20 protein-coding genes and 2 pseudogenes are annotated in these 20,428 nt (G+C 51.6%); 5 read left to right on the top strand and 17 right to left on the bottom strand.

Going from position 1 to position 20,428, the window contains the following annotated elements; translation table 11 throughout:
- Positions 1 to 31 precede the first annotated feature (31 nt).
- Complete coding sequence (locus ACYVI1_RS18280) at positions 32 to 604, bottom strand: Fic family protein (RefSeq protein WP_460912181.1); 573 nt, start codon at positions 602 to 604, stop codon at positions 32 to 34.
- A gap of 17 nt (positions 605 to 621) precedes the next feature.
- Between ACYVI1_RS18280 and ACYVI1_RS18275 the strand changes: the two are divergent.
- The 3 genes and pseudogenes from ACYVI1_RS18275 to ACYVI1_RS18265 form a co-directional block, all read left to right on the top strand.
- A pseudogene (locus ACYVI1_RS18275) lies at positions 622 to 825 on the top strand (winged helix-turn-helix transcriptional regulator); the annotation flags it as partial.
- Complete coding sequence (locus ACYVI1_RS18270) at positions 825 to 1,754, top strand: helix-turn-helix domain-containing protein (protein ID WP_460912180.1); 930 nt, start codon at positions 825 to 827, stop codon at positions 1,752 to 1,754. The pseudogene ACYVI1_RS18275 and the gene ACYVI1_RS18270, both read left to right, overlap by 1 nt.
- 105 nt (positions 1,755 to 1,859) lie before the next feature.
- Positions 1,860 to 2,741 carry an SDR family oxidoreductase gene (locus tag ACYVI1_RS18265; RefSeq protein ID WP_460912179.1) on the top strand — a complete coding sequence of 294 codons (882 nt, stop codon included), beginning with the start codon at positions 1,860 to 1,862 and terminating at the stop codon, positions 2,739 to 2,741.
- A gap of 90 nt (positions 2,742 to 2,831) precedes the next feature.
- Here ACYVI1_RS18265 and ACYVI1_RS18260 read toward each other — a convergent pair whose 3' ends face one another.
- The 14 genes from ACYVI1_RS18260 to ACYVI1_RS18195 all read right to left on the bottom strand — a co-directional run bounded on the left by ACYVI1_RS18260 (position 2,832) and on the right by ACYVI1_RS18195 (position 15,227).
- On the bottom strand, positions 2,832 to 3,569 hold the full coding sequence (locus tag ACYVI1_RS18260) for an SDR family oxidoreductase (RefSeq protein WP_460912178.1): 738 nt from the start codon (positions 3,567 to 3,569) through the stop codon (positions 2,832 to 2,834).
- Positions 3,570 to 3,635: 66 nt separating this feature from the next.
- Positions 3,636 to 4,526, bottom strand: a complete 891-nt coding sequence (locus ACYVI1_RS18255; protein WP_460912177.1) for a helix-turn-helix domain-containing protein — start codon at positions 4,524 to 4,526, stop codon at positions 3,636 to 3,638.
- A gap of 21 nt (positions 4,527 to 4,547) precedes the next feature.
- Positions 4,548 to 4,988 (bottom strand): luciferase domain-containing protein, encoded by a 441-nt coding sequence (locus ACYVI1_RS18250; RefSeq protein ID WP_460912176.1) that lies wholly within the window; start codon positions 4,986 to 4,988, stop codon positions 4,548 to 4,550.
- Positions 4,989 to 5,005: 17 nt separating this feature from the next.
- Positions 5,006 to 5,914 (bottom strand): helix-turn-helix domain-containing protein, encoded by a 909-nt coding sequence (locus ACYVI1_RS18245; RefSeq protein ID WP_460912175.1) that lies wholly within the window; start codon positions 5,912 to 5,914, stop codon positions 5,006 to 5,008.
- Positions 5,911 to 6,885, bottom strand: coding sequence for an NADP-dependent oxidoreductase (locus tag ACYVI1_RS18240; RefSeq protein WP_460912174.1), 975 nt, complete (start codon positions 6,883 to 6,885; stop codon positions 5,911 to 5,913). The genes ACYVI1_RS18245 and ACYVI1_RS18240 overlap by 4 nt, the downstream gene beginning before the upstream one ends.
- Before the next feature lie 219 nt (positions 6,886 to 7,104).
- The gene (locus tag ACYVI1_RS18235) at positions 7,105 to 7,932 is read right to left on the bottom strand and encodes a helix-turn-helix domain-containing protein (RefSeq protein ID WP_460912173.1); all 828 of its coding nucleotides are present in this window, start codon (positions 7,930 to 7,932) and stop codon (positions 7,105 to 7,107) included.
- Positions 7,933 to 8,051: 119 nt separating this feature from the next.
- Entirely contained in the window at positions 8,052 to 8,789 is a 738-nt protein-coding gene (locus ACYVI1_RS18230) for an SDR family oxidoreductase (RefSeq protein WP_460912172.1), read from the bottom strand.
- A 20-nt stretch (positions 8,790 to 8,809) separates the two neighbouring features.
- Complete coding sequence (locus ACYVI1_RS18225; protein WP_460912171.1) at positions 8,810 to 9,712, bottom strand: NAD(P)H-binding protein; 903 nt, start codon at positions 9,710 to 9,712, stop codon at positions 8,810 to 8,812.
- Positions 9,713 to 9,890: 178 nt separating this feature from the next.
- Positions 9,891 to 10,088: a hypothetical protein gene (locus ACYVI1_RS18220; protein WP_460912169.1), complete on the bottom strand. Its 198-nt coding sequence runs from the start codon at positions 10,086 to 10,088 to the stop codon at positions 9,891 to 9,893.
- Positions 10,082 to 10,411, bottom strand: coding sequence for an aldo/keto reductase (locus tag ACYVI1_RS18215; protein ID WP_460912168.1), 330 nt, complete (start codon positions 10,409 to 10,411; stop codon positions 10,082 to 10,084). The genes ACYVI1_RS18220 and ACYVI1_RS18215 overlap by 7 nt, the downstream gene beginning before the upstream one ends.
- A gap of 246 nt (positions 10,412 to 10,657) precedes the next feature.
- The gene (locus ACYVI1_RS18210; RefSeq protein WP_460912167.1) at positions 10,658 to 11,617 is read right to left on the bottom strand and encodes a helix-turn-helix domain-containing protein; all 960 of its coding nucleotides are present in this window, start codon (positions 11,615 to 11,617) and stop codon (positions 10,658 to 10,660) included.
- An 84-nt stretch (positions 11,618 to 11,701) separates the two neighbouring features.
- On the bottom strand, positions 11,702 to 12,694 hold the full coding sequence (locus ACYVI1_RS18205) for an aldo/keto reductase (RefSeq protein WP_460912166.1): 993 nt from the start codon (positions 12,692 to 12,694) through the stop codon (positions 11,702 to 11,704).
- 625 nt (positions 12,695 to 13,319) lie between these two features.
- Positions 13,320 to 14,066, bottom strand: a complete 747-nt coding sequence (locus tag ACYVI1_RS18200; RefSeq protein WP_460912165.1) for a LytR/AlgR family response regulator transcription factor — start codon at positions 14,064 to 14,066, stop codon at positions 13,320 to 13,322.
- Between the two features lie 96 nt (positions 14,067 to 14,162).
- Entirely contained in the window at positions 14,163 to 15,227 is a 1,065-nt protein-coding gene (locus ACYVI1_RS18195) for a sensor histidine kinase (RefSeq protein ID WP_460912164.1), read from the bottom strand.
- 172 nt (positions 15,228 to 15,399) lie between these two features.
- Between ACYVI1_RS18195 and ACYVI1_RS18190 the strand changes: the two genes are divergently transcribed.
- Positions 15,400 to 17,826, top strand: coding sequence for a TonB-dependent receptor domain-containing protein (locus ACYVI1_RS18190; RefSeq protein WP_460912163.1), 2,427 nt, complete (start codon positions 15,400 to 15,402; stop codon positions 17,824 to 17,826).
- 282 nt (positions 17,827 to 18,108) lie between these two features.
- Here ACYVI1_RS18190 and ACYVI1_RS18185 read toward each other — a convergent pair.
- A pseudogene (locus ACYVI1_RS18185) lies at positions 18,109 to 18,351 on the bottom strand (SRPBCC family protein); the annotation flags it as partial.
- Positions 18,352 to 18,550: 199 nt separating this feature from the next.
- Between ACYVI1_RS18185 and ACYVI1_RS18180 the strand changes: the two are divergent.
- Positions 18,551 to 19,144: a dihydrofolate reductase family protein gene (locus ACYVI1_RS18180; protein WP_460912162.1), complete on the top strand. Its 594-nt coding sequence runs from the start codon at positions 18,551 to 18,553 to the stop codon at positions 19,142 to 19,144.
- A 298-nt stretch (positions 19,145 to 19,442) separates the two neighbouring features.
- On the opposite strand, the gene ACYVI1_RS18175 is transcribed toward ACYVI1_RS18180, so the two are convergent.
- Positions 19,443 to 19,931, bottom strand: coding sequence for a DinB family protein (locus tag ACYVI1_RS18175; RefSeq protein ID WP_460912161.1), 489 nt, complete (start codon positions 19,929 to 19,931; stop codon positions 19,443 to 19,445).
- Positions 19,932 to 20,428 lie beyond the last annotated feature (497 nt).

The raw sequence follows: 20,428 nt of genomic DNA, 5'->3' as shown, positions 1-20,428 counted from the left end.
CATTTTAACTGATAGCTCAGGCCGAACTGGATCAATCTAAATCCTGCTCATCAGGCGGCTGGGCAAGGCCTTCTGCCAACAGCTTAAGCAACTGGCTGTGCAGAAAACCCACAATGGGCACCGTCGTTTTCTGGCTCCAACTGCTTTCCAGGCTGGTGAGGTAGGCCGGTCGGTGGTCAACATAGACTTGACTAAGCGGTAAGTAGTGGTAGTACTGAGTGTAGGTCATTAATAACCTGGCCATGGGACCGTTGCCCGCTCCAAAGGGGTGAAGAGTTAATAACTGAAAGTAAGCCTCGAAGCTCAGATCATAGATCTGTCGGGGAGTATTAAGATGGCCAATACGGGTGTTAATGGCTTTGAGTAGCTCATCGATGGCAGCGGGTAACTTATGGGCCGCCACCAACGCACGCCGACCAGATAGGGCACTGTCTATGCCGAGTTCTCCTTTCCGGGTATCGAAGCTATTCAGTAAGGAGTAGGTTAGCTCTCCGGTCTGGCGCATTAGTGTAGCGGTTACGTCTTGCAAGGCGATTCGGTTCAGGGGTTGGTGCTGGCTGGCTATAGCCAGTATCTTTTGGGAAACTGGGTATCCTGGCGGCATAAGCTCGTAATGGTCCAAGCCGTTTTAGAGAGTTACAGCGAGTAATTGGGGATGTTACGCCCAAGTTGCTCTCTAAAGAACTTAAGGAATTTGCACAAAATGAGTTAATGCTGCGTAGCGTATACGATAGTCAAGTGGAGGCCATTCGTCCCGTAACAGGCATAGCTGGTCCGAATAATACGACAACATCACCTATCTTTGATTTTTACAACGCTCCGTGATGAAACCCCGCCCGCTCGAAGAACTTTACGCTAAGTTAGCTCCTGTAGTGAATCCTGAACCCCGTACAGCACAACCCTCAGCCATACCGCAGCAAGTCGGCCACTTTAACGTTCTCCGGGTAGCGGACCTGATGCACAGCTATCAACACAAACCACCCATGACGTTTGACCGCCGGGCCTTTTACAAAATCTGCCTGCTTCGCGGGCGCAGCCGGATAGAGTACGCCGACCAGGTTGCCGAGATTGACCAGCGGGGCCTGTGGTTTGCCACCTCGCGGGTACCCTACCGGTGGCTACCCCACGACGGGGCACAGGCGGGGTATTATTGTATCTTCACCGACGAGTTTCTCCTACCCGCCAACGGCGGGGCAATCTTAAGCCAACTGCCAGTTTTTCAACCTAACTCCTGCCCGGCACTGCCAGTAACGGAGGCTGAATACGAAGCGATTGAGGTAATTTTCGAGAAGATGATGAAGGAAATTATGTCCGGCTATACGTTTCGATACGACCTGCTGCGAGCCTACCTGCTGGAGTTGATTTACGTAGGTCAGAAGCTTCAGCCGACTCCGGTACTGGCACACCCTCAGTATGCGTCGGCCCGGCTGACCGCTTTGTTTACGGACCTGCTGGAACGACAGTTTCCCCTCGCCACCCCACAGCAAACAGTGCGCCTTCGCACGGCTACCGACTATGCCAGCCAGTTGGCCGTACACGTCAACCACCTCAACCGGGTCCTCAAAGACACGACCGGCCACACCACCACTGCCTTGATTAGCAGCCGGGTGGCGCAGGAAGCTAAACTGCTGCTGAAGCAAACCAGTTGGAGCGTCTCGGAAATCGCCGACAGCCTCGGCTTTGCCGACGTCGCGCATTTTTGTCATTTCTTCAAGCGGCAGACGGGCCTGGTTCCGGGTGCCTTTCGGGAATAGGGCAATTGTTTGAATTAGTCAGTAGATGGTTTGATCCGCGCAACCGAATCAACCCCGCCTGCCAGACCTTTGTGGTGTCATTAACAACCACAAAACAACAAACGTATGCGTATCTTCGTCACGGGCGCAACGGGCTTCATCGGCTCGGCCATCGTTCAGGCATTACGGGAAGCGGGCCATCAGGTCCTTGGCCTCGCCCGTTCCGACCAATCAGCTCAGGCCCTTACCGCAGCAGGTGCCAACGTACACCGGGGAACACTCGACGACCTTGAGAGCCTGAAACGCGGGGCAGCGGCTTCGGATGGAGTTATCCACTTAGCCTTTATTCATGATTTTGCCGCCTATGCAGCGGCTGGTGAAACAGACCGTAACGCCATCCGGGCACTCGGCAGTGCGCTTGTTGGCTCAGACCGCCCCCTTATCGTTACCACCGGGCTGGCTGGTTTTACGTTGGGGCGCCCCGCAACCGAAACGGATGAACCCGCCGACTCACCCCGTATGTCGGAGCAGACGGCGATGGAACTGGCAGAACAGGGCGTGCATACGTCGGTGATCCGCCTGTCGCCGTCGGTGCATGATACCGGCGACTACGGGTTTATTCCGACCCTCATTGCCATTGCCCGCCAGAAGGGTGTTGCCGCCTATGTGGGCGACGGCCATAATCGCTGGCCTGCGGTGCATCGACGCGATGCGGCTCACCTCTTCCGGCTGGCCTTAGAGAAAGGAGCCGCCGGAGCGCGCTATCATGGGGTTGCCGACGAGGGCGTACCCATGCGTGACATTGCGGGCGTAATTGGACGGCAACTGAACCTGCCGGTCGTTTCCAAATCACCCGACGAAGCCACCGACCATTTTGGCTGGATGGCGCGCTTCGTTGGCATGGACTTAGAGGCTTCCAGTGCCCTGACGCAGCAGCAGTTGGACTGGCACCCCAGTCATGTATCGCTCCTGGCTGATCTTGAACAGGGACACTATTTTGACAACTGAAACGTGGGTCTGCCCTGTCAACGTACCGAGTAACAGAACGACCGCTGATTTAACACGCAGCGGTCGTTCTGTTACTCGGTACGCTATTGATCACCACGGACTAACTCCCGTCTCCGGTGCGTTGTCATCGCTGAAAAACTGACCCGTTGGCCCGTCTGACCCGAACAAGGCTGCTTTTACTACCCTGGCAGCGGCATCGGGCACCGTACCGGGACCACTGTGGTGATTAAAATCAGTAGCGGTGTAACCCGGATCTACGGCATTTACTTTGAACGGGGTATCGCGCAGGTCATACGCCAGCACGATGGTGTAGGCGTTCAGGGCCGCTTTAGACGAAACGTAACAGGCTGCCTTAACCGGATAATACTTCCAGGCCGGATCGCTCTGCAACGTCAGCGAACCCAGACCCGAGGTAACGTTGACGATTCGAGGTTCGGCAGATTGCTTCAGCAGGTCGATAAACGCCTGGGTTGTTTCAACTACTCCGAAAAAATTGGTTTCCAATACCTGCCTGAACACATTAATATCCGTGTCGAGTGCCGTTTGTGGTATTCCTCCGCTAATACCGGCATTATTAATCAGCACATCCAGTACAGACGTTTTCTGACCAAGCGCTTCACGGGCGGCTTTTACGGAGTTAAGGTTATCTACGTCGATCACAATTGGCTCGACGTTGGTCAACCCGTCTGCCTTCAATTGGTCGACGGCCTGCTGACCTTTCTGTAGTTGGCGGCAGCCGAGGTACACGTAATAGCCTTGCTGTAGTAATTGCCGGGCGGTTTCAAAACCAATGCTTTTGTTGGCTCCTGTTATCAGTACTGTTTTCATAATTAAGTTATTAACAGGACAAAGTTACCGCACATCGTGCGTTCGGCTGGAACACATTCTGCGGCATCACTGGTACATTTTACGGATGCTGGCCCGGTAGTCGGCAGGGGTTAGGCCAGTCTCCCTTTTGAAAAAGCGACTGAAGTAGGAAGCGTCCGAAAAACCGAGGTCAAAGGTGATCTCTTTCAGCGAATGGGAGGTATGGAACAGCAGACGCCGGGCTTCGAGTACTAATCGCTCATGGATATGTTTGATGGCCGGTCTGCCGCTTTGTGCTTTCACCACCTCGCTCAGATGCCCGGCCGACAGATTTAGCAGCGATGCATACGCGCCCACTTCATGCAATTCGCGGAAGCACTGCTCGACCTTCGTCTGAAACTGCCTGAGCAACAGCGTATCGACCGGGGCAACGTCACCCGTAAACTGCTCGCTGTACAGGCGGCTCAGGTACGTTAGCAGCACCGTCAGGTAAGCGCTCAGCATCCGTTGCCGCCATTCGCCGGGCTGTTCATATTCCCGGCGAATCTTGCTCAATAGCTCTTCGACAAAGCACACGTCTGCTTCCGTAAGCAGCAATTCATGCCCGTTCTGCGGATTTTGAATGAGCGGCAGCCTGTTCAGCGAAGCGTTTTCCGGGAGTGACAGGAACGCAGGCGTGAATGCAATGCCCGTGCTCCACAATTGCCTGAATTCTTCCTTTACGATGATATGGTCTGGTCCTGAAAAGTAAATCGTGTTATCCTTTAGCACATAGGGCCTCATGTCGATCCATTGACGGGTGCCCGCGTGTCTGACAAAAACAAACAGGTAATGATCTTTCCGGTGCGGGATCAGCAGTTCGGACTGGTTCGGTAAAGTGCCTTCGTATTGATACACTCTAAACAGTTTGCTACCGGTTACCTCGTCCGGCTCCAACGGATACACCGGCACTGGCTGTTCATTGGCAACTAAATTCATGGGCCAAAACTACGTGGTTTTTTATAAGGTCGTTGAGCTGACCGGATTCAACCCAACCGCTATGCGCTCGGTCAGCGCGGCCATCGATACACCCTGGAGTCGGTCATAATTAAGCCGGAACAGCCAGACGGCGTGGTCGGCATCCGAATCGGTGCGGATCAGGAACGAGACCCAATCGCCATGCGCCTTGCCGTAGGGCAGTGGGCTTGCCATTCCCCGCTGCAACAGCGCTACGCCCAGTCCGTTAGTGGCGGCTAAATGCACTTCCCCATTCAGGTGAATATGACCCAGTTCAGCGTCGTTGACGTAGAAATCGGCTCCGTCCACGCGAGACCGGTTGAATAAATCCCAGTGGGTAGCTGAGATAATGGCCGGCCACGACTGAATGGCTTCGGCGGTTTTCTGACCCGGACCAGTCAGTACGGGAGGGGGTTTGATGGGGCCTTTTTGGTTGAGTTTCATGCGTTGGTGGTTATGAATCAATTGAACGAAGCTCTGAATGCCAAAGGTGACAGTTTCGTTCTTGTCTTAAACAACTTGCTAAAGGATGGCAAATGTTCAAAACCCAGTTCGTAAGCAATTTCACTGATTGTCAGATTCGTAGTTGATAATTTTTCTTTGGCTTTTTCGATCAGTTTTTCATGAATATGTTGCTGGGTGTTTTGCCCGGTCAACAGGCGCAATAGATTACTTAAATACTTTGGCGAAATAGTTAGCTGTTCGGCAACATAGCGAACGGTTGGTAAACCCCTGTTCATCATGTCGGCGCTATTAAAATAGTCATCCAGTAACGTTTCCAAACGGTCAAGCAGCAGATGAGCCGCTTTTTCCCGGGTGATAAACTGACGGTGATAAAACCGGTCAGCATAATTCAGTAAACTTTCAATGTGCGAGATGATGATTGGCTTGCTGAATGTATCGATGTTGGCATCACATTCCTGTTTAACATTCAGGATGATATTGGTAATAACCGCTTCTTCTTTTGTTGAAAGAAATAAGGCTTCATGGAGCGAATAATCCCAAAAATCATACTGCTTTATGGTTTTAGCGAACGGCGTATTCCATATAAAATCAGGGTGAATGTAAACTACCCACCCTGATTTTTTTACCTCTTCATTTTTGTTGTCAACCGCCATGCTAAAGACCTGTTTGGGCGACATAAAAGACATGATGCCCTCATTGAAATCAAACGGTTGTTGACCGTATGTTACGTTGATATTGCTCATTCTTTTTACAGAAATGGAATAAAAATCCAATACCATATTCATCGGCTCATCACGATCAACATGCGGCACAGTTGCAACGTCTACCACGCTGATTAGCGGATGCTGTGGTGTCGGCAGATTTATGAACCGGTGAAATTCACTTATCGATTTAAAAAGCTTCATACTTGTTCATCCTCTTTAACGACTTCCAGGACAAGCTTGCCACGCACATGCCAGCTTTCACTTTCCTGGTGTGCCTGAGCCACCTGTTCTAATGGAAACACGTTGTTTATAAACACCTGCACGTGGCCTTCATCAATTAACTGGGCCATCTTTTGCAACCACTCCTGCTTAGGCTGGTTAGGCGCCAGTTCACCGGTTGCGCCTTTCCTGGCAAGGGCTTCCATCAATTCATCATTAAACGCGAAATCTGTATTCACGCTGACCAATATCCCCCCTTCTTTTAATACGCTCACCGATTTCAGTCGCTCATTGTTGTCACGAAGTGGCGAAGCCTCTAAGACAACGTCAACATCGTGTACCAACTCGTCAAATTTCTGGGTTTTATAATCAATCACTTCATCGGCACCGAGTTGCCGGAGGAACTCAACATTCGTTGTGGAAGCCATTCCGATCACGTAGGCTCCTTTCGCTTTGGCGAACTGTACGGCGAAACTTCCCACACCACCGGATGCACCCTGAATTAAAATACGTTGCCCCGCCTGTAGTTTCCCATGGGCAAACATACCCGTCCATGCCGTAAGGGCTGCCAACGGCACACCCGCAGCTTCATTAAAGCTTAGACTCTTCGGTTTAAGGGCAAACTGAGTTGCTTTGGCCGCACAATATTCGGCGTAGCTGCCATCACCCGGAAAGTTGGGAACACCGTATACGGCATCGCCTTTTTGAAATCCAGTTACCTCGCTGCCTGTTTCTTCGACTACGCCTGCCGCATCCCAGCCTAAGGTCATAGGCAATGACAGAAAAGGTCTCAAATTGTCATTTGCGCCATTGCGAATTACCCAGTCGACAGGATTCACGCCACTGGCATACACTTTCACTAAAATTTCATCGGCGGCTGGCACAGGGCGTTCTATCTCTTCTACGTTCATCACCTCTGGTCCCCCGAATTCGTAGATTCTGACTGCTTTCATACTAAACCGTTTTTTATTTGATTGATGAGGCAAAGGTCATCATTCATTCAAAAGGGGATTTAGCCAAAATGCCTTTTGTTTTAGCCAAAACAGCCAGTCAGCATTGGCCTAAACCCAATCGCAAGTTGTCAAACGGCTTAAAGTTTAGCGCGGCAATCGGAAGGCAACTGATTTGTAGCTGCCTTTAATACCGATTTAGTGCCTGATTTGCTTTTTTTATTAGTTAAACGATTGCCGAAAGGCTACCGGCGACAGGTTGGTTTTGTTTTTAAATAATCGACTAAAGGACTGCGCGTGCTCGAAACCTAAGGCATACGCAATCTCGCTGACCGATAAATCCGTTGTAGAGAGCTTCTCCTTCGCTTTTTCGATCAGCTTATCATGGATGTGCTGCTGAGCATTTTGTCCGGTTAGGGAACGCAGCATATCGCTTAGATAACTTGGCGATAAATTCAGGCTGTCGGAAAGGAATTGAACGGTCGGAATTCCTTGTAATACTGCCTTTTCGTTGTTGAAATAATCGTCCAGTAACGATTCTAACTTTTGTAATAAATCATTGTTAACAGCTTTCCGCGTAATAAACTGACGCTTGTAAAAACGATGGCAATAATTCAGTAATAACTCAATTTGCGAAATCATGACATCATGGCTGAAGTCGTCGATTCTGCTTTTTAATTCGTCGTCAATTATAGTAAAAATTGAGAGAATGGTTGTCTTCTCCTGATCGGACAGATGCAGGGCTTCATTGGTAGCATAGGAAAAAAAGCCATACTGTTTGATTTTCGTGGCTAACGGATACGACAGCAGGAAATCGGGGTGAATGAGCAACAGGTAGCCAGATTTCACCGTATCATCGGGCGTTTCAAAGAGTTGATTAGGCGCAGTAAATATTAACCCGCCTTCGCCAAAATCATAATAGTTTTGGCCGTATTTCGCTCGGCCACAAAGATTTGTTTTGTAGGCAATCTTATAAAAATTCAGCGCGAACGAATCGGCTACTTCGTGGCTCTGAATGGTAATGTTCCTGATATCTATAAAACTGATCATCGGGTGCAGGGGCTTAGGTAGCCCGAACACCCGATGAACGTCAGATAGAGAGTTAAATTTCCGAAGTAAATGCTCGTTCCTTTTCATCTGGTCGATCTCCAATAAGCTTAGTCAGTTTTTCACCAGGGTATCTCGCCGGTTTCTGGGTTGCTCTCTTCACTAAAATACATTCCGGTTGGTCCGTCCTTGTCGATGATGGCGTATTTAACCACACGCGCCCCGGCTTCCTCAACAGTACCGGTTCCACGGTGATTGTTGAAATCCGTTTTCGTGAAGCCAGGGTCAACTGCATTTACTTTTACTGGTGTGTCCTTCAGTTCATAAGCCAGAATAATGGTGTACATGTTCAGTGCGGCTTTCGATGGCTGGTACACAGCTCCTTTATGGTTGTAATACGGACTGGCTGGATCGCTGGCTAAGGTAAGCGAACCCTGGCTTGAGCTTACATTCACGATGCGTGGTTCGGGCGACTTTTTCAATAAATCAATAAACGCTTGTGTAACTCGTATCACACCATACAGGTTGGTGTCGAAAACTTTTTTAAACTGCTCGATGCCTGCCCCCAATGCCGTTTGTGGCAAGCCACCGGTGATACCGGCATTGTTGATCAATACATCCAGCACATCGGTTTTCCTGCCTATTTCGGCACGGGCCGCGTTGACCGATTCGGCATTGCTAACGTCTATTTCGAAGGCTTCCACGTTGCGTAAGCCTTCTGCTTTAAGCTGTTCTACCGCTTCTTCACCGTTACTTAATGTACGACTGCCTAAGTAAACGTAATACTCTTTTTGCAATAACTGGCGTGCCGTTTCTAAACCAATACTTTTATTGGCTCCGGTGATGAGTGCTTTCTTCACGGTTTCGTATTTTGGTTGATTTACTGGTTATAAACAAGGGAAAAGTCTTTAGCAAAGTCGGTCAGTTTCACCTTGCCTAAGGTTGGCGGGTTTCGGTAATAGTCTTCGTACAGCAGGCCAGTACCCTGACTGGCCTGCATGCCAATGAAACCCCTGGCAATCCACTCATTCATGCCTGCCGACAGCATACCCGTTAGCATTTGCTCGTCAGGAATTACTACCCATGTCAAGTTGGGCTTTCCGATGGCCTCGCCTAAGATTTGGGCCACCTCATTGGGCGACACTTCATCGCTGGCGATGTAATGAATGGTTCGGCCATTAAAAGGGGTTTCCATTTCCAGGGCAATGGTAGCGGCAATGTCCAACGGTGATACCCAGGGTTCTTTTCGGTCACCGCCGTAGCTTTGGATGATCGCGCCCTGCGATTTAATGGTTTCCACGTACCGGAACAGATTGGTGTAGAAGCCAACGGGGCGCATAAACTTGATAGAGACCTCAGCAGGCAGTTGGTTCAGAATGGTCTCTACGGTATGGTGCAGGTAGAGACTGCCGGTTCCTTCATTGGTGTGGGCGCCGATACTGCTTAAGTGTACAATCCGGTTGACCCCGGACTGCTCCACCGCCCGCTTGTAAGTATGGCCGATCCGGCTGAACGCAGCCACAAAATCCATGTCCTTGTCGAAGATGCTGCCGATGCCTTCCCAGGCTTCCATCAGGTAAACGATATCCGCCCCCCCAAACGTGGCCGATAAAAACGCTTCGTCCTCAAACGTACCAATCGCGGCTTTCGCTCCTAAAGCTTCAATGTCGGTTTGCCGTTCGGCCCGGCTGCTGATAACGGTAACCGAATGCCCTTTTCGGACTAAATCCTGGGTGAGTGGTTTGCCAATGGTCCCTAAAGAACCGGTTAATACGATGTTCATAATGCTGCTTTTTTGTTGTTGCAAAGGTGGGCAACCGTTGAAAAGCAGCTTTAACCGAATTGAGGATTTACGTAACCGAAATGAGTATGTCGGCTTGCTGGTGGGGGCTACCAACCGCTTGCCATCAGTTGAACGACTGCTTTAACCCGCCCCTGCGCTTATTGTAGGGGCGGGATGCTTACCCTTGCCAGCCCTGTACATCGGTACCGTTGAAGACGGCGTTTTTAAGAATCTGGGTTTGGAAAATGGGGTACACGCTCACCGGAGCGGGCGCACTGCGCTGGTTCAGTGTCTGGAGTTGTTCGGACGTAAACTGAATGGCCAGCGACGCGATGTTGTCGGCTAATTGCTCAGTTTTGCTGGCGCCGATCAACACCGAACTGCGCCAGAATCCACGCCAATGCCACCTGCGCTACGGGGCGGTCCATCGCTTTGGCTACTGTCCGTAGCCAATACCACCCGGTCGCGCAGGCTGCGGTCGGCGATAAATTGCCCGACGAGTTCTTCGCTGCGTCCACTGACGTCCACATCGGCGGTGTCGATGAAATTGCCGCCCGCATCGACGTAGTTATGGAAGATGGTTTGGGCCGCATCATCGGCGGCTCCCCAGCGTTCGGCGCCAAAGTTCATGGTTCCCAGCGACAGAGGGCTGACAATCAGGCCGGAGCGGCCCAGGGGGCGATAGTCTGTCAGTTTCATAACGAAATTGGTTAGGTTTATTTTGGGTAGCTGCAGGTTACTCGATACTACCCGGTCCACAATCTGATGCACGGGCCGGGTCGCCGTATCAGCCGCCAGCCGCACCGACAGCACCGGTGCCGGCACCGACGACGTACCCGAAATGTCTGAGCCTTAGTACATGGCATTGGTAATGGCGTATCGACCGTCGGGCGAATCGGGCAAGTGGCATCGTGGTACGTTGGTTCATACAGTAGGGGTGCGTCCTCATTGGGCCGACAGCCGGAAGGCCATCGGTGAGAGGCCCGTTTTGCTTTTGAACAACCGGCTGAAATATTGCGGGTAGTCGAAGCCGAGTTGAAACGCCGTTTCGTTCACCGTCAGCGAGGTGGTCAGCAACAGCCGTTTAGCCCGTTCAATCAGGGCCTGATGAATGTGTTGCTGCGTATTCTGGCCCGTCAGCGACCGGAGCATATCGCTCAGATAAGCGGGCGATACGTTCAGTTCGTCGGCAAAAAATTGGACCGTCGGCAGCGTCTGGCTGGTCGTTTCCTGAGCGAACCAGGCCGTTAGCCGATTTTCGAACCGGGTCAGCAGGTTATGCTCAACGCTGCGCCGGGTCAGGAATTGCCGGTGGTAGAACCGATTGGCGTAGGTGAGCAGGAGGTCGATCTGCGCCACAATCACATCCTGACTGAAGGCATCAATAGGCCGTTGGCTTTCGCTTCGTATGTTGTCGGCCAGGCTGTCTAACCGGCTTTCCTCATCGGCCGACAGGTGCAGCGCTTCGTGGACTTCGTAGGTGAAAAAGCCGTACTGACTCATTTTCTGGCCCAACGGGTATTTACTCACCAGGTCGGGGTGGAACAGCAGCGTCCAGCCACTGACCTCCTCCCAATTGACCGCCTGGGCAAGCTCCCGCCCGGCTCCCGCCCACCAGCACCCCTGTCCCGGTGCCAGAAAACTCAGTACGCCCTCATTATAATCATACGATTGATGACCATACCGAATGGCGGCTCCCTGTAGATTCCGCTTCAGCGATACCATATAAAACTGCTGCACCACCGGCGTAACCACCGACTTCGCCACCGAATCGTTGGGCAGGTAGCGTAGACTGGCCAGATCAATCACCGTCAGCAGGGGATGCGCCGGGGCAGGCAGACCGTAAAACCGGGTATACTCGGTGACGGTGTTCAGCAGGTGAAAACCGTTGGCGGATTGTTTCATAGGAAATTCTATTGGTGGTGACTCAGGATCGTTCGTCGTATAACTAACAAATATTAATGAATGACGGCAAAGCCAACTAACGTATTAGTCAAACACTGGGTAAGCTGAACCGACCGTGCTGCCGACGGGCAAAACGGCATCTAATTCGTCCAGTTCCAACTGGCTCAGGCTAATGTCGGCGGCTGCTACGTTAGCGTCGAGGTACGACCGGCGTTTGGTACCGGGAATGGCCACGACACCCTGCGCCAGCACCCACGCTAAGGCCAGTTGTGCGGGCATAACGCCTTTGTCGGCAGCGCGTTCGGTCAGTTTCTCCACTAACTCCAGATTCTTGTAGAAGTTTTCACCCTGGTAGCGCGGGAACATCCGGCGCGAATCCGTCGGGTCGAAATCGTCCGGCGATTTGATTTCGCCCGACAAAAAGCCCCGGCCTAAGGGCGAATAACCCACGAAGCCGATGCCCATCTCGCGCGTTGCCTGCAAAATACCGTTTTCTTCCACGCCCCGGTCGAAAAGTGAATACTCCGTTTCCAGTGCCGAAATCGGGTGGATCGCGTGGGCACGCTGGATAATATCGACTGGGACTTCCGACAGGCCGAGGTAGCGAACCTTACCTTCTTCGACTAAGCGGCTCATCTCGCCCACCGTCTCGTCAATTGGCGTGTTGGGGTCCAGCCGGTGCAGGTAATACAGGTCGATGTAATCGGTGCCGAGGTTTCGGAGCGACCGCTCGATGGCTTTTCTGACGTACTCAGGTCGGCCGTTAAAGTTCATCGTCCAGGTCCCGCTGTCGTCAATCTCAAAGCCAAATTTAGTGGCGATGGTAAACTGATCGCGCTTGCCGACGATGGCCCGGCCTACCAACTGTTCGTTGTGCATCGGGCCGTACACGTCGGCGGTATCAAGCATGGTTACGCCGAGTTCGAGGGCGCGGTGAATGGTAGCTATGCTTTCCGTGTCGTCGGTGGCTCCGTAGATAGTGCCGCCTGCGTATCCCGACATACCCATGCAGCCGAGTCCTTCAACCGATACGTGCAGGCCCTGACTGCCTAAAGCTACTCGTTTAATGGTGTTCATGCGTTGTTGCACCGGGTTGCCGGAGCGGTTTGGGGTGATCCGTGTTGATCACCCCACAAAGGTCTGCACACCACACCCGGACGCAGGTATACAAAGTGCAGTTTCTGCAATACAAACTGACCAGTACTATACCGCTCAAGTGTCTGGCGAGAACTAAACCGGCTTCGTGAAGGCCCTATTGTGAACCTCTCGCTGCTGATTCACCCGCATACGCTGAAGAAAAAGCTAATTCTGAATAGAGCCGTAGCTCATAACAGTTGCACCGTTAAAACTACGTGATTTTACAAGAACAGTACTGCTCAGTTTCCTTCAGGCAAAAATTGCTCAATAACTCCTCGGCAAGCTTCTGGTATAGGTTTACGCATCTAACCTGTTTATATCCGTACAAGCTCCCCTCCTACTCAACTGGCCGTTTTCGTCCACGAAAAGGATCCTTCACCTGAAAGAACTTTTAATAACTGTCCAACTCAATCAGTAGCATAGGCGTGACGATTTTTGTACGATTCTTTAAAGTACCCTTAGTTTCTTAGCCGGAAGCTGATATGATTGATAAGGCAGCACTGCAAATTTAGACTCGCTGTTTTCCTCTGTAATTTGTGCTCGCAGTGTCCTTGGTAGATGTCTTTCAAAACGTCAACTCCCGAATTTTGTCCATATACGATCGGCTAACCCGCACTACATTACCGTTGTGCAGAATTACATCGTAGCTGGAGGGGTATTTCTGGATTTCGCGGACGTAGTGAAGGTTGATGATGTTGGAGCGGTGTACCCGGATAAATTGGCGAGGATCGAGTTTGGCTTCGAGGGCACTAATGCCATAGTTGCTAAGATGATGTGTCTTAGCTGTCACAAGCGTAGCATAATCACCCTCGGCTTCGATGCGGAGAATTTCGGATACGGCCACTGTGATGAGCCGGTTGCCGGTTTGTACCAGGATCTTTTCGGGGTAGTGATCTGCCGATGCGGTAGCTGTGATCATCAGGCTTTCGGCAAGAGGCTGAATCTTTTGTAGGTTGTTGGTACGCGGGTCAGTTACGCGCTGCACGGCCTGGGCAAAACGGTCGCGGGTGTATGGTTTGAGCAGGTAGTCAACGGCGTGAACTTCAAAAGCTTGCAGGGCATATCGGTCGTAAGCGGTCGAGAAGATAATCTGTGGAATCTCATCTAAATGCCCCAGCACCTCGAACCCCGTCAGGCCGGGCATTTGAATATCTAAGAAAATCAGGTCGGGGTGAAACTCATTAATCAGGCGCACGGCATCCACGCCATTGTTGGCCTCACCCACCACAATTAGGGCGGGGTAGTTTTCCAAGTACTGCCGAATGAGCATCCGGCCAGCCGCTTCATCGTCAATGATAATTACTTTTTGCATAAAAATGAGAACATCGAATTTTTTGTCATTCTTCCTGCGTCGGGATGTCAAAATACCAACCCACCGTATCTGGGCAAAACTCTGCGTCCCAAATCTTTACATTGGTATTACAAAATCAACCCGCACACCCTGGGGGGTATTTGGTTCCATAACCAACTCGTTGCCGTACATTTTTGCCAATCGAAGGCGCGTGTTGGCCAGCCCAACCCCCGCCCCGTTCACCGATTTACCGTTCATCCCCGCGCCCGTATCGGCCACCGTAACGTGTAACTGACCATTTTGCTGCCTCAGTCGAATCCGTACTTCTCCCCCTTCAATCAGGGGAGCAATGCCGTGTCTCACCGCATTTTCAACGAGTGGCTGGAGCAGCATCGGCGGAATTTTGGTTTCCAGCACGGCTTCCGGAACCTCAAAAACCACTCGGAGCCGGTCGCCGAAGCGGGCCTTTTCGAGATCGAGGTATTTCTGTAAAAAGGCCACCTCATCGCGGACGGTTACCAGGTCGGTTTTGGAGGATTGCAATTGGTAACGAAACAGGTCGGCCAGGTCGGCCAGGAGTTCGCGGGTGTGTTCAAGTTCGGAGGGGACGGTGGCACTGATCGTATTGAAGACGTTGTAGAGGAAATGGGGATTCAACTGAGCTTTCAGGGCCGTCAGTTCACTTTTTACGGCCAGTTCGCGGAGTTCGGCTTCCTGAGTCTGTTGCCGCTGGTAGTCGCGGTAATAGGCGTAGGCATGATAAATCCCGAATTGAACCAAATAAAACAACGCACCAATGTAGGTATCCCAAATCTGTCCGCTGTCGCGAAGACGCCCAATGCCAATGGTATCAGAAATAAGGTAGTATATGCCTTGCCAAACCACCAGGAACAGAGGTAACAAAACAACATGTAACAGCACCCGCCGAGCCAGTGAGTGATTCCTCAATCGGATGAACAACAGATACCATACAGGGGCCGTAACCAGCAATTTCAAGCCATAATCCAGCAGAATCCGAGGACCACCCTGCAAAAAATCACTATTAAACGACTGTTTCGACCAGGGCCGCTGGCTGATCGACAAGGCCCCGTCGTACAGCAGGGCGGAGAGCAAATACAGCCCAAGCACCAAGAATAGTTGGCGGTACGTGATTCCCCAGAAAGCGGTTCGGTTCCAACTCATATACAAACATACCTGCTTCCCTCATTTCTTTGGATCTTTTTGCGACGAAACGACGAATACGTCGTCCAACGGCATCCCCTGTCAGTTCACCGACGCTTTTGCCCACTCACCGATTGCGGCTGGTTCACCGCTTGGCACCACCCTATTTTTGACCCATCAATCTACCGAAGCCATGAAAAAGCTGTTTTTCCTGTACCTCGCGCTGCTGTCCACGCCCCTGTTCGCCCAAACCACCACCCTGAGCGGCACGGTGATCGATGCCCGTCAGCAAGCGGTTCCGTTTGCGACCGTTACACTCCTGAGCACGAGCGATTCTACCCTTGCCAAAGCGGCAGTGGCCGATGTCTCGGGCGCGTATGCTGTGGTGGGTGTTCGGTCGGGGAGTTTTCGGCTAAGGGTGTCGGGGGTTGGGTACGGCACCTGGACCTCGGCAGCTATAGCCGTGACCGATGGGCAGGCCATGACCGTTCCCCCCGTTGTGCTGGAAGTAGCCGCCAAATCGTTGAAAAGCGTAACCGTTACGGCCCGCAAACCACTCATCGACGTGCAACCAGATAAACTCGTTCTGAACGTGGAGGGAAGCCTGACTTCGGCGGGGAGTTCGGCCCTGGAGGTACTCCAGAAAGCACCGGGCGTGTTGCTCGATCCCAACGACAATCTGATTCTGCAAGGAAAAAACGGTGTTCGTGTATTTATCGACGGAAAACCCTCACCCCTCAGTCCCAGCGATTTAAGCGCCTACATGCGAACCCTGCAGGCCACCGACATTGAGGCCGTTGAGATCATCACCCAACCCTCGGCCCGTTACGACGCCCAGGGCAACGCCGGGATTATCAACATCCGGTTGAAGAAAAACAAAAACTTCGGTACCAACGGCAACGCGACGGTCGGCTTTGCCCAGGGCAGCTACTATCCCAAATTCAACGGCTCGATTTCGCTCAATAACCGCACCAAAAAAGCGAACCTGTTTATGAGTTATAGCCAGCGTAACGCCCGCGACTGGTCGTTTGTCAACTTTTACCGCCAGCAATCGGGCCAGTTTTTTGATCAGAAAAGCGAAAGCCGTTCACGTTCGGTAAGTCACAATGCCCGCGCTGGGGCCGACTTTTTTCTGAGCCGTAAAAGCACCCTCGGCATGCTGCTCGATGGGTCAATGAACGACGTCAGCAGCATGACGTTTGGCCGGACACCCATTGGCCAGCTGGGGCAACCCGCCACGAGTTTGCTCATTGCCAATAATCAAAACGAGTATGAGCGGGCCAACAGCAACGCCAACCTCAACTACCGATACACCGACACCACCGGGCGAGAACTGAGCGTGGATGCCGACCTGGGACGGTACAACTCAAACAATAATGCCTTCCAACCCAACCAGTATCTGAACCCATCGACGAACCAACTATTACTCGAGCGAAATTACCGAATGCTGACGGCGACAAACGTTATCCTGCACACTCTGAAGGCCGATTATAGCCAGAAATTAGGTGGGGGGAAGCTGAGTGTCGGGTTCAAGTTATCGTCGGTGAAGACGGACAACGGGTTCAGCTTTTACGACATCGTTGAGGGTAGCAACCGGCTGAACACGGGCCGCAGTAACCAGTTTGTTTATATTGAAAACGTGAACGCGGCCTATGCGTCGTTCGAGAAACAACGTGGCAACTGGACCGCTCAACTTGGCCTTCGGTTGGAGGACACCCGTTCCAAGGGGCAACTCACCAGCGCTATCAAACAGGCCGACCAAACCGTGAGCCGCCACTATCTGAACCTATTCCCAAGCTCGGGCCTGACCTATTCGCCCAACCAGAATAACCGCTGGAATGCCTCCTTCAGCCGGCGAATCAACCGACCTTCGTACCAGAGCCTGAATCCATTTGAGTCGAAAACCGACGAGTTAACTTACCGGAAAGGCAACGCCTTTTTGCGACCCCAATACACCAACACCGTTCAGCTATCGCACACGTACAAATATAAGCTGACCACCTCGCTCAGTTACAGCGATACCCAGGACTATTTCACCGAAATTACGGACACCACCCAACTCAGCAGCAATGGTCGCCCGCAAAATTTTATTACCACCCTCAACCTCGCTAATCAACGGAATCTGTCGCTCAACGTTAGCTATCCATTTAGCCTCGCAAAGTGGTGGAGCGTATACAGTACGCTAAGCGCGTACCGTTCCACTAACCGGGCCAACTTCGGGCCAGGACGCACCATCGGCCTGACTGCCAATGTGCTGAGCCTGTATATGCAACACACCATTACGCTGCCCCACAAGTGGATTTTGGAGCTTTCGGGCTATTATACTTCACCCTCAATTTGGGGAGGAACCTTCAAAAACCGCCGGTACTGGGGCACCAATGTGGGGGTACAACGTAAGATTCTGACTGATCGGGGAAGCCTTGTCATGACCGTGACCGACCCCTTCAACCGGCAGCAGTGGCGGGGCATCAGTCAGTTCGGGGGCTTGTATATGGATGCCAGCGGGGGCTACGAAAGCCGCCAGATTCGAGTAAATTTCACCTATGCTTTCGGAAGCAGTCAGGTGAAAGCCGCCCGCCAGCGCAAAACAGGCCTGGAAGACGAAAAAGGGCGTTTATAATAGCCTTCTTATTTCATTGCCTGTTAAGCAATGGTAGGATTTTCGAGATGAACAATTAGTTTTTGTTCAGTCGGCTGGATGAGTATATCGATCAATTCCCCATAACACGCTGATCCACTAAACAAAACGCGGCTGTTCTACCAGGTAGAGGTTAGTTAAGAACGCTTTTGCTAAATGACAACGGTTCCCCAAAACCACTTAGCAGGCCAATCGCTGGCAGTAGTTCTTGCTGCCAACGATCGGCTGCTTTTACCGAATCGTACATGGTACGTTTGAAGCAGATTATGAACAAGTTGTCAAAATGGCATCACGGAGAAAGGTTTCCAAACGGGTATGCGTGATCCTGAGTCTCGTTTTATCCCCTTCACCAAATAGTTCAAAAATCACTTCTGAACGACCCGTATAGCCCTTATACGCCCAGGTATGCGCTAATTTTTGGTTCTCCACGACCTGGGCAACTTTCCATTCTTTTTGATAGGCCGAACCATCATCGCTAAAGCAAAACGCAAAGCCAACAATCGGTTCGAATTGCTGTACCTGGGCGAAATACTATTCTTTCATGGACTCCGTTTCGGTTAGCGCTCGCCAAAGGCGGTCTATAGGAGCGTCGAAAACGCGTTCAATACCAATCGCATAGCCTACAATAAATTAAGCGATTGGTATATAGGGTAGTTATAAATGGCCTTTTTTTACCTTTATCAAGATTAACTACTGTCAACAAACGATGTCAAAAGTCATCGCAATCATGTCTGTGTCGCTTGACGGCTATGTCGCCGATAAGCAGGATGGTGTAGCCCAGGTGTTTGATTGGTACTCCTCAGGCGAGGTAGAAATCGCGGCTGGCGGAGCGGATGCCATGACCTTCCACCTATCCCCTCCCAGTGCCCAACATTACAAAAGTCTTGTCCATGAACTGGGCGCGGTACTAACCGGCAGACGGACCTTCGAGGTTGCCCATGGATGGGGTGGAAAGCATGGGTGGGGACCAGCCTTCGTACTGACCCACACTATTCCTGATGGCTGGCCACAGCCGAACTCGACTGTACACTTCGTTACGGATGGTCTGAAATCGGCCGTCAGGCAAGCAAAAGCTGCGGCCGCAGGCAAGGCCGTTGGCGTTCATGGTGCGGATATTATCCAACAATGCCTAAACGCGGGTCTACTCGATGAACTACAGATTGACATGGCTGCCGTTCTTCTCGGTTCTGGCATTCGGCTCTTCGACCAGCTGGCCAACACCCCGTATGCGCTTGGCAACCCAACTGTAATCTCGGGGATTGGTGTCACTCATCTGCGTTATCCTGTATTGAGTAGTTGAACGAGCTAATCATCTTGTTTTTGAAGCACATACATGAAAATTACTTCGTCTCACCCAGGAGAGTTTCATAATCCTCGTTTAGTTGGATAGAGGAAGTTTTTCCAAGAATGGCACAACCTGGGAAGCCGAACCAGCCAGACCTTTACACGCATCAAGTACTAAAAAAAAATAGCTAATTCTGGAAGAATAGGTATCACGGAATGGATAGCCACCAGCACGATACATAAAAGCCTTTGCCAATCTGTATAGTGGCAAAGGCTTTTGTAAAACGGCTTACCCCTTGGGGCTTACCGACGGATTATACCTGGGGGCGATCCCAGAATGCGGGCGGTTCTACCCCCAGGGTGCGTAGGTAGACATACGCCTGACCCCGGTGATGAATTTCATTATCGATCAGGTAGAAAAGAAACCAGTAGATAGGTCCTTCATACAGACCAAACGCCTTGTCGACCTCTTGGAAACGAGCGGGTGGAATCTGCGGCCAATAGGCATTAATCGTCTCGGTTACCCGATCCCACTGCGCCAGTACCTGCTGCTTCGTCGTTGCTTTGGGGGGTTCCTCCGCCCCCTCGCCAAAGGAAGGCCACTTGCCCGAAATAACGCCCTGCATGCTCTGGTCGGCCATTTGCAGGACTTCATCAATTAGCGCCGAGCAAGGTCGCATGCCGCCCAGGATATACGAAAAGAAGTGCTCGTCGGGGTAGGCTTCGATCAACCGGCGGGTGAGTCCCCGGTGTCCCTGCCAATGGGCAAGAAGTTGCTCGGGTGAGAGAACGATCGGATCCATCGTTTGGCTAAACTGCGCTGTGTTTTCCATGACCTGTAATTGGTTGACGTTGTCGATTGATTGACAACACAAAGAAAAGACATGGGAGTGACAGCGGTATGTCAGTAGTGAAGCCAGTCGACGGTAACTAATCAACCTCAGCAACACTATGTAGGATGCTGGTGGTTTGTAACCTTGATGGGTAGAATCAATAATTGTATTATTCTCCGAATTGATCTTGACGTAATGTTGTTTGAGCTACTTCCGAGCTTGGGGACTATCAAATAACCAGTTGATCCTAACCGCTTCTTAATTACGCTCCTTTACCCAAGCCAGTACCTCTTTTTCCAACGTTACGATATCCCCAATCCGGCGGTCGAGACACTGTTTGGCCAGAGCAGCAAATTCAATGGCTCCGGCCACCCGGTTCGGCCATGTTTAACCAAGATCCGTGCTTAGGTGTATAGTGCCACACGAACTGATTGCTGAGTTGATGAGCGGTTAAGGCATCAAAGCGT

The organism is Spirosoma areae, from assembly GCF_054781775.1.
Note: the sequence above shows the minus strand (reverse complement) of the source record. Positions and strands in the feature narration are given on the sequence as shown.

Excerpts from the sequence above, each read along its gene's own strand:
- ACYVI1_RS18280 (WP_460912181.1), bottom strand. The coding sequence starts at position 604 with ATGCCGCCAGGATACCCAGTTTCCCAAAAGATACTGGCTATAGCCAGC.
- ACYVI1_RS18270 (WP_460912180.1), top strand. The coding sequence starts at position 825 with ATGAAACCCCGCCCGCTCGAAGAACTTTACGCTAAGTTAGCTCCTGTA.
- ACYVI1_RS18265 (WP_460912179.1), top strand. The coding sequence starts at position 1,860 with ATGCGTATCTTCGTCACGGGCGCAACGGGCTTCATCGGCTCGGCCATC.
- ACYVI1_RS18260 (WP_460912178.1), bottom strand. The coding sequence starts at position 3,569 with ATGAAAACAGTACTGATAACAGGAGCCAACAAAAGCATTGGTTTTGAA.
- ACYVI1_RS18255 (WP_460912177.1), bottom strand. The coding sequence starts at position 4,526 with ATGAATTTAGTTGCCAATGAACAGCCAGTGCCGGTGTATCCGTTGGAG.
- ACYVI1_RS18250 (WP_460912176.1), bottom strand. The coding sequence starts at position 4,988 with ATGAAACTCAACCAAAAAGGCCCCATCAAACCCCCTCCCGTACTGACT.
- ACYVI1_RS18245 (WP_460912175.1), bottom strand. The coding sequence starts at position 5,914 with ATGAAGCTTTTTAAATCGATAAGTGAATTTCACCGGTTCATAAATCTG.
- ACYVI1_RS18240 (WP_460912174.1), bottom strand. The coding sequence starts at position 6,885 with ATGAAAGCAGTCAGAATCTACGAATTCGGGGGACCAGAGGTGATGAAC.
- ACYVI1_RS18235 (WP_460912173.1), bottom strand. The coding sequence starts at position 7,932 with ATGATCAGTTTTATAGATATCAGGAACATTACCATTCAGAGCCACGAA.
- ACYVI1_RS18225 (WP_460912171.1), bottom strand. The coding sequence starts at position 9,712 with ATGAACATCGTATTAACCGGTTCTTTAGGGACCATTGGCAAACCACTC.
- ACYVI1_RS18215 (WP_460912168.1), bottom strand. The coding sequence starts at position 10,411 with ATGAAACTGACAGACTATCGCCCCCTGGGCCGCTCCGGCCTGATTGTC.
- ACYVI1_RS18210 (WP_460912167.1), bottom strand. The coding sequence starts at position 11,617 with ATGAAACAATCCGCCAACGGTTTTCACCTGCTGAACACCGTCACCGAG.
- ACYVI1_RS18205 (WP_460912166.1), bottom strand. The coding sequence starts at position 12,694 with ATGAACACCATTAAACGAGTAGCTTTAGGCAGTCAGGGCCTGCACGTA.
- ACYVI1_RS18200 (WP_460912165.1), bottom strand. The coding sequence starts at position 14,066 with ATGCAAAAAGTAATTATCATTGACGATGAAGCGGCTGGCCGGATGCTC.
- ACYVI1_RS18195 (WP_460912164.1), bottom strand. The coding sequence starts at position 15,227 with ATGAGTTGGAACCGAACCGCTTTCTGGGGAATCACGTACCGCCAACTA.
- ACYVI1_RS18190 (WP_460912163.1), top strand. The coding sequence starts at position 15,400 with ATGAAAAAGCTGTTTTTCCTGTACCTCGCGCTGCTGTCCACGCCCCTG.
- ACYVI1_RS18180 (WP_460912162.1), top strand. The coding sequence starts at position 18,551 with ATGTCAAAAGTCATCGCAATCATGTCTGTGTCGCTTGACGGCTATGTC.
- ACYVI1_RS18175 (WP_460912161.1), bottom strand. The coding sequence starts at position 19,931 with ATGGATCCGATCGTTCTCTCACCCGAGCAACTTCTTGCCCATTGGCAG.